Genomic DNA, 12,620 nt, shown 5'->3' with positions numbered 1-12,620 from the left:
ACACGAGAGTCTTTTACAGCGTCAGTTGCCCGCGTTCCTCCTCGGTCAACTGCTGCTTCGCCTGTTCATCCAGCGCCCCTGCCCCCAACACTTGCACCGGGCTGTTCGGGTTGTACCCCGGGGCTGGTGCGCGGCTGGCGCCATCGCGGGTCGGGGCCAGTTGTTCGTTGCCGAAGCTCAGCACCTGCACGGTGAAGACCGAGGCCTGATTCTGCCGCGACGCCGCTTGTTGCTGACGGGCGACGTCTTCTGCCGCCTGGGTCGCCGACGACGCGGCGGAGCTGGCCGAGGTGATCGCCCCGGTATTCACCGCCGAGACCACCGGCACGCCGGTTGCCTTGCCCTGCACCGAGATGTTGGCGGCGTTGACCACCGTCAGTGCTGCGATGTTGACGTTGCCCGACACGCGAATCCCCGCCTCGCCCGCATCGATGGTGCCCAGCGGCGCGATCAGGTCGATGTCCCCCGGTGCCACTTCGGCAATCGGGTTGAGCGTGGCGATACCGGCGCCGGTGCTCGGCACCGATGGCGACAGGGTCACGTTGCCCCAGGTGTCGTACACGCGTTTCGGCGGGGTATAGACCACCGTGGTTTTCGAACCGCGACCGGCGTTGATGTCGCCCTCGGCGGACCAGCCGAGGATCGAGCCACCAAACGTGGTCATGATCCGGCTCTGCCCGAGCAGGATGCTGCCCTCGGAGTAGAGCTGAATGTTGCCCGAACCTTGGGTGATGATCCCCGCCGTCGACGGTGGCGCCGCACCTTCGATGCCGAACACCTGACCACCGCCGGGCGTGAGCATCTGGATATCGCCGCCGAACAACGTCTTGACCCCTGCTCCGCCATAAAGAGTGATGTCGCCGTCATAACGGATCGGATTGCCGGCCACATCGGTGGTCGGGAACAGCGCGGCAATGGCGTTGCGACCGCGCAAATAACTGCCTTTGCGCGGGCCATCGACATCGTTGTATTCCAGGCCACCGGCTCGCAGTTCGGCGAAGTACACCTGACGGGCGAAAATCGCCTGCTCGGTACTTGGCAACGCGGCGTAGAACGCTTGCGCCTGTTCGGCGTTACCGCTGAAGCCGTAGCCCAAGGTCAGCCAGCTCTGCAGCTCGTCGAGGTAGGTCTTGACCACTTTGCCCGGTTGCGCGCTCAACGACGTCTGCGCGTTGGCAAGATTTTGCGCATTCAGATAGCGAGCAATGAACCGGGAGTAATCCGGCCCTTGCGCACCCACACCCGCCTGCAATACCACGCTGGCGCCCGGTTGTTTATCGCCGGCCACCAACGAGCCAAGGCTGGTGATGCTGGCGCGGTCCTCCATCAGGATATTGCGCCCGGCATTGATATCGAGGACGCCCGGCCCGGCAATATCGAAGCTGCTGTAAAGAATGTCGCGGCCTGCCGACACCCGCGATACGTCTCGCGGGTCGTTATGCACGAAAAGGTTGCCGCTTGAGGTGACATTCTCCCGACCAACGCCCATTTCTTCAGGCTGTACGATTGTCGGTTGGCCCAGGTTGGTCCCTGACGCCACGATGTCGCGCCCGGCGATCATCCAGACCGGGCCTGCCGCTTCATACCAGGTACGTTTCGACACGCCGAAACTCAATGTTTCGCCACTGCGTATCCCCACGAGATCGCCGGTCAAGGCGTAGAACCGTGCCGGCCCCTGCACGTCATTCAATCCGGAATAGCTGTTGGGACCAAAGGCGAACAACGGATAACGCGAATTAGCCTCAGGTTTAACACCGTCGCTGCCGTAGTTGCTAGTGAGGGGCGTCCCGGCGCTAGTGCTGGCGAAAGCCTGGAATGCCGGTTTGATAGGCGTGGTGATGGCCAATGGGCTGGCGCCCGATTGATTGATCGCGTAGCCGCCGGCATAAATGGAATCGCCGGCCAGCAGCTCGAGTTGTCCTACTGTCGAAGGTGCCAACAACAGCGAATACGCAGTTTTCGGCGCGAAGTTGCCTTTGCCGTATGCCGCCGACGGACCGGCATAAATTGACCCTTGAGCCGCCACAGCCCGAAGAATCGACGGATAGACAAAACGGCCGTCGGTGGGCGAGGAATTGGCGCCTCTCACAGGGGTAAGATTCCCTGCAACCTCCGCCAGCTGAGTACTGGGTGTGAGATTGCCTCCGGCAGAAAACAGATCGATGGCTGTGTGATCGGTCCACAGCGAGAAGCCGCTCAGGATGCCGCCGGTACCAATATTGCCGCTGTTATCGAACAGTGGCGAGGCATTGAACAGACGCACCCGACCGGGGTCAGCCGCACCGCCCAACACCAGGTCGCCCCGGGTGCTGAGGCTCATGCCCGAGTCACCAGGAATCAGCACCAGACCACCGGAAGCGTTGCTGGCGGTCGAGGTGAAAGGATCCAGCGGTCGGGTTTCACGGACATCATGCGACTGTGAAATGGCACCGTATTGCAGATTGATGCCGCCCAGCGCCCCGCCCGTCAATTGCGCCGTCCCGCGCAAATTGATCAGCGCGCCTTGCAGGTCGTGCCTCGGCGGCTGAGTCCCGTTATCCCCGGCCCGCGCTTGCAGCGATGGGTTGAGTGCGCCGCCGATGCGAATGTCCATATCACCGCCGCCGGTCATCTGCACGCTGCCATCGCTGGCGACACGACCCGTGCTGCCCACGGCAACGATGAGGCCTTGGCTGCGCGGATAATTGACGGCATCGCCCAACGGTTTGAGCATACCGGCGTCACCTCCGGCACGCAGGCTGATATTACCGCCGCCCAAGGTGCCGAAACCGGTGAAGCCCACCAGGTACGGTTCGGTATTGCCCTCGGATGTCATCAACTGAGTGGCGTAACTGCCGAAGTTGATCCACCAGGCTGTGGGCACATCCGGGTTGCCGGTGCCTTGGCGCCACAGCCAATTACCCACTGACGCGCTGGCAATCTGCTCGCGGAAACCGCCACCCGACAATAGCTCCTTCTTGCCTACTGAATCGGCGGAAACCGAGCCCCCGGCGTTGATCGTCAGGTTGCCGCCCATCTGCGGATACCAGGCTTGATACAAGCTGTCCGCGCCACCGTTGACCCATTTCTCATAGTCAGCACCCGCCGTGCCCAGCACCGAATTGCTGTCCGAGAGATGCCCGCGTTTCTGGTTGTAGAGCGGATCAACGTTGGCTGACTGGGTGCCTGCGGTATATACGCCGAACGGCGAGTCCATGCTCAAGTTGCCAGCGGCGATCAGGTCGAGATCGCCGGTACCGGTGCGCAGGACGCTGAACATCTGCGTATGGGCCTTGGCAGTTTTTCCAGGATTATTGCCGATGCACAGGTCCGGATAGATGTCACAAAGCACCAGAAAGTCGTCAGGGACCGGCTCATAATCGGCGCCCATTCCGCTGCCTGGCGCCCAGACCCAACGAGCCATTGGCGCGCAGTCACCCGGTTCTATATCGCACAGGACAAGAAAATCGTCGGAAACAGGCTCAAACTCTGGAAAGCCGTATTGGTTACCGGCAGCCCAGACCAGCCTCCCCGCAGACGTCGTCACCTTAACGCCGTAGTGAGCATCCGCCAGCCGCAGATTGCCCTCAGGGGTCAGCGGTCTCACCGTACGACTGTCGGCAGCACCAAGATCCGCCCCCGCCACCACGCGCATCGACCACGACGCACTGCCCGCCGGCAGCATGCTGGCCACCGCCCAGTTCTTGCCTTGCTGGTCGCCAGTGAACGGCCGCAGTTCGATCAGTGAAGTGCCGTCGGCCAGTTTCACGTCGGTCATGGAAGGAATCAGCGATCCGCGCAGCAACGCCAGCGAACCACTCAGCCTGACCCCGGAAACGCTTTGCAGGTCGGCGTTGTAAACCCCCGGCAACGGCACGCCTTTGGGCCAGTTCATGGCTTGCAGGCTCGTCGCCTTGTTCAGACGGATACCGGCACCCAAACGGCTGTTGGCCGGCACCGTCACACTGTCACCGAGCAACGTTCCCGCCGCGTACACCAGGTTGCCATTGGCATCATGGATGGCCCCGGCCAACACCGTGCCGGCGCTAAAGGTATACGCCTCTGCCAACACTGCCTGAATCGGCAGCAACGTGCCGCTGGCCAACACCGCGCCCTGAATTGTCACGTCGTAATTGAGCGTGACGCCGACCGGGAACTGTGTCCCTTCAGCCAGCGAAACACCGCTGCCCGGCACGATCAGATCACCACCGAACGGCTGCACACCGGCAATCAATTTCCAGCCGGCATCATCCTGAGTTTCCGGCGGCGGCGCGAAACCGTCGTTGATGCTGCCGTAAATATCGAGGTTGCCACCGGCGCGGATGACCAGGCTACCGGCCTCACCAGAGCCATACACCGACGGGTTCAAGCGCGTGTGCGGATTGAGGCTGGCATAGCGATAACCGGACAAGTCCAGATCGCCCTCCACCACCAGGTCGCCGTCAGCCGTCTTGCTGGCGATTTCCACACCCGGGCGCAGATGGAACGCGTCGGCGTAAGTGGCGTTGTTCAGCCCGGCGAGTTTGCGTTGTAGTAGATCGCTGTTGCCCAGCGCGGCGTTGATAAAGGTGTTGCTGTCACCGTGAATGCGCTCGAGCATGGCTTGATCGATCACTTGATACGGTCGGCCACTGACCGCTTGATCGACGCCATCACGGGCATCGGTGTAGCGGCGTGTACCGTTGAGGCCAATGGAGCGAGCGCCCTGAATGGTCAACGCACCGCTGGCGTCGATGGCGATGTCATTGCTGCCCAGACGCGGCGCGTTCAGCTCCAGCGTGCCGCGCAGCATTCCATCGTGTTGCCCGGCAAGGAAACCGGGCACCGCATCGGTGCCGTGACGCAGGTCGATCCGCGCGCCGGACGCCAGCGTGAGTACACCCTCACCGGAATTGAGTTCCACCGTGGCGCGGTTCGGCGCATCGATGATCTTGCCGTAGCTGTCGACGCGCAGGACTCGACCATGAGCGTCGAGCACGCTGTTGCCGGCCAGCGCCAGAGCGTTTTTTGCCGACAGACGAATGTTGCCGACGCGCTCGCCACTGGCATCGACCAAACCGGTCACGGTCAGGCTGCCGTTGTCCACCGAGACATTGATGTCACCGGCCTTGAGGCCATCGCCGATCACAAGATTGCCTTGCTTGAGCTGCAAGCTGCGGCTGCCGAACACCTGTCCGGCGTTCAGGCGCTGATTAAGCGCGGCGAACTGCGCGGTGGCATCTGCGCCCAGATTTTGCGCGCGAATGTCCACGCCCCCGGCCTTGTATGGCACCAGCGTGCCGCCGGCATCGTAATAACCGCTGCTGCCGCCGAGGATTTCACCCTGCAAATCGACGGTTCCGGCCGCGTCGGCCAACGCAATGGCGCTGAGGTTACCGGCCTGATTGCTCTTCGCCGACAGGTCAATCCGCGAGCCCGCCGCTTGACGGATGTTGCCGTTGGCGCTGTACAGCGACACGTCGCCGCCCCAGCTGTATTTGTTCACATCGTTGAACGGCAGCGTACGCCCGGCCATGTCCAGCACCGCAGCGCTGCCCAGGGTCAAATCGCCTTCTGACTTGACCGTCAGCTTGCCGCTGGCCAGGGTGATACGGCTATCGAGCACGATGTTGCGAGCCTCAAGGTTCAACTCGGCACCCAGGGCGTCCGCCGCCCCTGCAGCCCCGCCACCGCTGAGCGTCAGATTGTTGCCAGCCTTGAGCACACTCACCGACGCCGCTTCACCGGTGAGCAACGGCGTACGCAGATTCAGGTTGCCGCCGCTGTAGCTGTAACCCTTGAGCGGATCGTAAGCGCCCTGCTCCTGATACACCGCCAGGTTGCCTTTGTGGTTGGCGGTGATGCGGTCGCTGGCCGTCAGGTTGACGTTGGCAAAACCCAGCGCCAAACGATTGTTCTGATCCAGGCCGCTCGCCTGCGGCATCGGGCCGAAACCCAACTCGATGCGTTGCGCCTGAATGTCCAGCGTGCCGCTGCCCGTACCGGCGCCAGCGGTGATCACGCCGCCAGGACTTTGCGTGGCGCCGTTCCAGATCAAATTGGCGGTGCGGATGCTCGCCACATCACTGGCATCGCCCGAGCCATAAATCGCCGGGGTGACCAGCAGCAGATTCTGCAGTTTGCTCTGGCCAGTCTGCGGATCGAGGGTGTCGAGGCTCACGCTGCCGTAGAAATTGAAAGCATCGCGAGTGGTCAGGCTTAAGGTTTCCAGCGCCGGTGCGCCGTACTGCGTATCGCCCCGCAACAGTCGATTGAGCACGTTCTGGTTCAGCATCAACCCCGCCGGTACGCGACTGCCTGCCGCTGCCAGCGCCTCGGCACTGCCGGCGTTGACCGAGCCGACCGAAAGCGCGAGCTGACGCGTGCCGAAGCGCACCGCTTCGTCGAGTTCGAATTGATTATCCGTGGCGGCCGTCAGACTGCCATTCGAATAAAGGATTGCCGGATTGCTGCACACAGCCGTTGTGCAGACACCAATGCGGATGCTGCCGCCGCCGGAAATGCCGCTGGCCGCTTTCGGCGCCAGAACGTGGGTCCAGCCGTTGGAAGCGAGCAACAGGCTGGATTGGTCAGGCTGATAGAAAAAGCCCGCCGTTGAGTCGTAGGCCACATCGCCCCGTCCCAGTGTGTTGATTCCCGCCCCCGCCTCGACCGTGATGCCACCAAGAGTCGAGGTGGTGCGCAAGAGCACTTCCGGTGCGGACAGGATCGCCCCTTCACGCAAAACAATGTCTTGGCTGGTGCCAACGAAATCAATGATGTTGGCCGCGTTGTTGTACTGGACCCTCGGCATCGCACCGATGCTCAGACGTCCGGCATTGAGATTGTTGAGCGTGTCGGCGTAGACCGACACGCCATTGAAGTCAGGGTTTGGCGTATGCCCTGCGCCGAGGATTTCAAAGTTCGCGCCGGCATTGCCCCCGCGCAGCACAGCGGTGCCGATCGAGCCTCCCTCGGCGGCCTTGAACAACGCCTGCCCGTTGAACAGCAAAGCAATGTCTTGTTCGCCACCGGCGTTCAGACGCAAATCCAGCGTCTTGCCATCCATGGGTGCCAGCGCACGCGGCACGCCCCGACGTGCGGCATCGCTGTAAATGAATTGGGCCAGGCTGGTTTCGTTGTATTGCGAGTAGCGGCGCAACACATCGGCAGAGGTCAGAATCACCTGGCTGGCGAGGCTGTCACGCAAACCGGTATTGGCAATCGACATCTGCCCGCTGCTGGTCCAGGAGCCATTGCGCAGTTGCAGCGCGCGCGTCGTGCCGCTCGGGGTCGCCTGACCGTTGACTTCAACGCGAAACGCCCCCGGCAACAGGGCAAAGCTGGAGGGCAACAAGGTGTAGGTGCCTGCGGCCAGCCCGGGCACGCCCGTGCCAAGGGTGATCTGCTGGCCGACACGCGGATCCACTGCAGCGGCCCCTGCCACCACCGGCGCATAAACGCTCTGATTGCCCGGCACGATGGCGTAGACCGGATTGCTCGCTAGCCCTGGCAAGCTGAAGGTGCCGTCGGCGGCGTTGCGTACCAACGGATTGAGACGGGCATCGGTGGAGCCGCCACGCCCGGACACGAAACCGGCACCGCGAAGGTCACCGCCACCGGACAGATCAAGGGTCGCACCACTTTGTACATCGATGTATTGCGAGTTGACGACCACGCCATTGGTGTCGCCGGTGATGCCATTCAAGACGACAGACTTGTCGTTGTAGCGATAGTCGATGTCATCGGTGGTACCGCCGTAAGGCATGAGTAACCCGGCGGCGCTGACCGACGTCACGCTGCCCGGCAACATGCGCACCTCATGTGTGGTGGTCAGGACATCGTCACCCAGGGTGATCAGGCCCAACGGTGCACGGATGACCCCGCCCTGCTCAATGGTGCCCGCGGTCAGGTTCAAACTGCCGAATACCGAGTAAGGCACCGCCGCAGGTGCCGTGCGGCGCCCGCTGATCCGCAGGGTGTGTTCGTTCGCCCGATCGGCGCCCTGATAGCCGGCGCGCACTTCGGCCTGGACGCCCGTGGCCGGGTAGATTTGCGCCGCACCGAGATTCAAGTCACCCGGAGTCCACAGCCGGGTTCTTTCGGCACGGTCATTGGGCGCGAGAAAACGCAGGTCACCGCTGCTGTCGAGCGACACCAAGCCGAATGCCCGGCGACTGTATGCAACGGCAGGCCCTTGCTGTTGCAAGATCGCACCCTGCGTACCGAACGACAGCCCGTTACCCACATCCAGCAGGTTCGCCGATGCATTGAACGTGGCCTGCGACAATCGGTTCGTGGGGTTGAGGGTCACCCGTGGCCGCGTCATGGTGACGGCATCGAAATAAGTACCGACACCGGACAGGCGCAGGTACGGCGCGCGCAAATCGATACGTGCTACATCACTGGAATTTTCTGCCAGCGAGAGCGCCCCGGCATACAGATTGAGGCTCTGGTTCATGTGCAGATTGACGTCACCGTCAAACGACAGCAAGCCGTTGCTCAGCAGGCTCAGGTTGTCGAAACCGCCGGCCGTCAACTCATCCGCACTCAGGCGCGTCTGGCCGTAACGCAAACTGTCGGCGCCCTCGCCCGGTCGCAGAGTGGCGGACAGCCGAGTGTCCCCCGGGCCCTGGCCGATAATGGCTTCCCTCGGCGCGCGCACCGCGTTGCTTGCCGAGTCCATGTACAAAGGGGCCTCAAGCGCCAGCTCCAGACGCCCACCGGCAGCGCCGACACCTCCGGCCGCCGCACGCAAGCTGCCCTCCGCGAACACGCCGTTATAGGAACTCAAGCTGATGCGCCCGCCATCCGTTGCAACGCGGGTCGGCCCCTGACCGGCGATATCGACAACAGCTTCGCTGCCCGACGCATCGAGTCGAGCCCCCTGACGAACGATGACATAGGCATCGGCCGCTGTGGCCGTCGCCAGTTTCGCGTCTATTTCGCCACCGATGATAATGCTGCCGCCCTTGCCGACCTGACCGTACGTGCGCCCCAGGGCATCAATGGCCGTATTGGCGCGTCCGGCGACATCCAGTACGGCCTGCTCGCCGATCCAGATCGAACGGTTGTGCGTATTCGGATCCGCCACTTGATTGGAGGTGCCCGGGTTGATCGAGCCGAACTGTTGCTGACGAATATCAATCGTCCCGCCCCAGGCATTCAGTTCACCTTCGACGGTGATCTGCCCAGCACCGCGCAGCTTGATGCTCTGCCCCGGATCAACACTGATGCGCGAACCACGGCCCAGGGTCAACGTGCTATTGGCGGCATCGATCAAACCGATCAGGCTGGCGCCGCCCTGCAACGTCAGGCTGGCGCCGGCGCGTTGGGTCAGCAGGCCCTTGGTCGGGTTTTCCTGGAACAGCGTCGGCGTCCACAACTCGAGCGCCGCCCGTGGGTCGACAGCACTGACCTGAATCGGCGCGGCATCACCAAATCGGTACACCGGCAGGGTGATGTCAATCGCGGTGCCTTCGGCAACATCCAGCCCGCTCAGTCCGATCAGGTTGTAAGCGGAAAAGCCCTTGCTGAACAGATCACCGGACAGTTGCAGGGTGTTGTCGGCCAATGCCTGGTCGGTCTGGCCAACGAGGATCTTGTTGGCCTGCACCGTCAGCGTGCCGCCGCCCGTGACACCGTAGCCACGCAGTTCACCCGCAAGATCGAGTCGGGTTTTACCGGGCGCCGAAATCGCACTGGATTCCAGCGTCAAGTCACCACCCTTGCCGCCACGGGTCTTGCCGTTGGCCAGCAAAGCGCCGCCGGAGGAAACATCGAGCAGACTGCCCGCGCCGATATCGATATCACCACTGCTGCGGATCGACAGCAGACCGCCATTCAAGTACGCAAGACTGGCGCCGTCGTCCGGGTTGGTGCGCAGGTTGCTCCACACGCCACGCTTATCAAGTCGCACACCGTCGGCCACTTTTACCTGCGTCGCCTTATCGGCCTTCGCCGTGAGCCGAGTGTCAGCGGTGTCGCTACTGAGGAACTGATTCAACACGTTGCCCAGGCGCAGGCTACCGCCACGCGCGGTCAGGTCGGCGCCGATCTGCACGTCCGGGGAGTACAGGGTGATGTCGCCACCGCTATCGACCGTCAGCGCACCGTCAACAATAACCTGATCTCTGGCCGCGACCTTGAGCGCACCGAGCCGGAAGCCATTGAGTTGATCGTTATCGAGATACAACTTGCCCTTGCGCGCATCGGACACCGCACCGGTCAGGTCCAGATCACTGCCAGCAAGCGGACGTTCGCCGCCAATTTGCACCTGCTCCAGCGTCGGGTTCAGCGTGTACAACAGGCCGCTTGCGGCGGCGACCCAGGTCGGGTCATAACTGCCGACGATCAACTGTGCGCGGCGCGCCAGTGCGGTCTGGCTCTGTTCATAGCCATCGAGCACCGGTTTCGGTGCCTGATTCTGCCGCTCGCCCTGGTACACCTCGCCAATCATCTGCCCGTCGAGCACGGCGTTGGCCGTGGCGACCACCAACTGCCCGGCGTCACGGCCGACGGTGTAACCCGACTCGAAGCGTGAGCGCGGCGCGATCAACGGGTTGTAGAAGTAACTGGTCTGGCCCCAGCGTTCGCTGTTGTCCTCATAGCCTTTGTACAGCCCGGTATAGAGCAGATCGCCCGGCGCGCGCGAGACTTCGTAAAGTTTGCCATCCGCACCGCGCAGCCAGCTCTGCCGAATCTCGCCGCTCTGCACATCCAGCGTGCCGCCGGACAGATTGATCAGCGACCCTTTTTCCGTGACCACATCGTTGCCGGCAAAACTCACCGTGCCGCCCTGGGCCATCCACTCGCCAACGCTATGGCCTTGCGTGCCGAGATAACCGCCAACTTCGAGCAAACCGCCTGCCGTGTACCAGCGATCGGTGGCATAACCGTTGGTGCCTGCCGGCACGTACACCAGCTCGCGCACATCGACCCAGATGTCATTGCTGTTGAGCGCGCCTTTCTCGCGGTTCACAGAGGCATCGCGCTGCTCGTTGCCTTGCACGTTGATCTTGATGTTGTTGTTTTCCATCGCCACTTTGACGCCGGGGGCACCGGACACATCGATCATCGCGCCGTCACGCACCACGCTGCGGCGTTGTGCACTGACTGCCACCTGGCCGCCAGTGGCCAAGGTGATCGAGCCGCTCTGGAACTCGACCGTGCCGCCGCTCTGCAGCTCGATGCGTGACTGGTCGCCACGGATCCGGTTGTTCGCGCTGACATTGGTCAGGCTCGCGTCGCGCTGGCTGTCGAGGGCGCTGAGATCACTGCTGTCGAGCATGATGGCCGTGGCGCTGCCCTGCCCCAGCGTGACGCTGCCGTTGCTGTCGGTACTCGGGTTGGTCAGGTGAATCGTGCCGCGCGTGGCCACCGACGTGCTCGCGAGCAACACACCGTTCTGCACCACTTCATGACCGGTCAGGGTGATGTCGCCGGTGGCGGACTGGATCAAACCGTTGTTGGTGACCTTGCCTGCCACGGCGCCGGCCTTGAAACCGGGAATGACTTCGTTACCGAAGGTGGTGGACAGCGCATTACTCTCGGTGCCCGAACCTTTGCGAATGTAGAAACGGTCACCGGCAGCCAGCACGGTCTGGCCCTTGGCGGTATTGATGCTGCCGTCGTTCTGTACTTCATTGCCGAGCAGCAAGGCGTAGCCGCCAGCATCGGTTGAAGTCGCCGGTTTGTGGGTTTCAATCGACGCTCCGCGTTCCACCAATACCTTGCCGGCGGCATCGGTGAACGTTGGCTGCGTGCCGGTGCTGTCGAAGTACAGACCACGGTCGCGGAACTGGATATCGGTGATATTCGCCGCTGCCGCCACCAGATTGCGCACGTTGACCTGACTGCTGCCGCTGAACACGATGCCGTTGCGGTTGATCAGCATCACCGTGCCGTCGCCCTTGATCTGGCCCTGAATCTGACTGGCCCGCGCGCTCGGGTCATTGACCCGGTTAAGCACCGCCCAGTTCGACTGCTGGGCGAACTCGACCGTGGTGTTGCGCCCGACGTTGAAGGTTTCCCAGTTGAGAATTGCCTTGTCGGCGGTCTGCTCGATCTTCACCGTGGTCTTGCCATCAGCCTGGGTCTGTTGCGGACCCTTGGCGTTCTGCCAACCCTGAGCCAGGCTGTTATCGACCTTCAAACCACCCTCGCCCAAACCGTCCGGCACAAACTGCACCGTGCCCAACGCGGCAGCACGTCCGGCCGCCTGCGCCGCTTGTTGTGCGGCAATCGCGGCAACGGTGTTGTTCAACGTCTGGATCGAGCGCTGCAACTGCTGATTGGCCTTCTGTTGTTGAGCCAGCGGCGGCGTCATCCCCGGTAATCCGCCCACGCTCGGCCGTGCTGCTGCAGCTTGCTGCGCGGCGCCCTTGGCGGCAAACCAGCTCGAACTGAACGCCGTCTGCGCCTGCGCACTGCCCGCCACCAGACACAACGCCACGGCGTGAGCCAACGGCTTGAGCAGCCACAGCGTCGGCTCCATGGCTTCACGCTTGGAGGACAGAACATGGGTACGACGACGGGATGGGCGAGCGAGCATCACTACGAGATCCTTTTTGATTGCCACACTTTGGTTGCCAAAGATGCCGCAGGCCTGCAAAAACCTGCTGTTACGACATAGGCTGTTGGCGAAGGCCGCGACCGAACGG

General features: G+C 62.7%; 1 protein-coding gene. It reads right to left on the bottom strand.

Annotated features, from left to right (window positions below; all coding sequences use genetic code 11):
* Positions 1–13: 13 nt before the first annotated feature.
* On the bottom strand, positions 14–12,511 hold the full coding sequence (locus JFT81_RS00035) for a filamentous haemagglutinin family protein (protein WP_201225291.1): 12,498 nt from the start codon (positions 12,509–12,511) through the stop codon (positions 14–16).
* Positions 12,512–12,620: the final 109 nt, after the last annotated feature.

It is taken from the genome of Pseudomonas sp. TH43 (assembly GCF_016650635.1).
GTDB lineage: Bacteria > Pseudomonadota > Gammaproteobacteria > Pseudomonadales > Pseudomonadaceae > Aquipseudomonas.
Note: the sequence above shows the minus strand (reverse complement) of the source record. Positions and strands in the feature narration are given on the sequence as shown.

Coding starts and splice junctions, on each gene's coding strand:
- JFT81_RS00035 (WP_201225291.1), bottom strand. CDS start 12,511: ATGCTCGCTCGCCCATCCCGTCGTCGTACCCATGTTCTGTCCTCCAAG.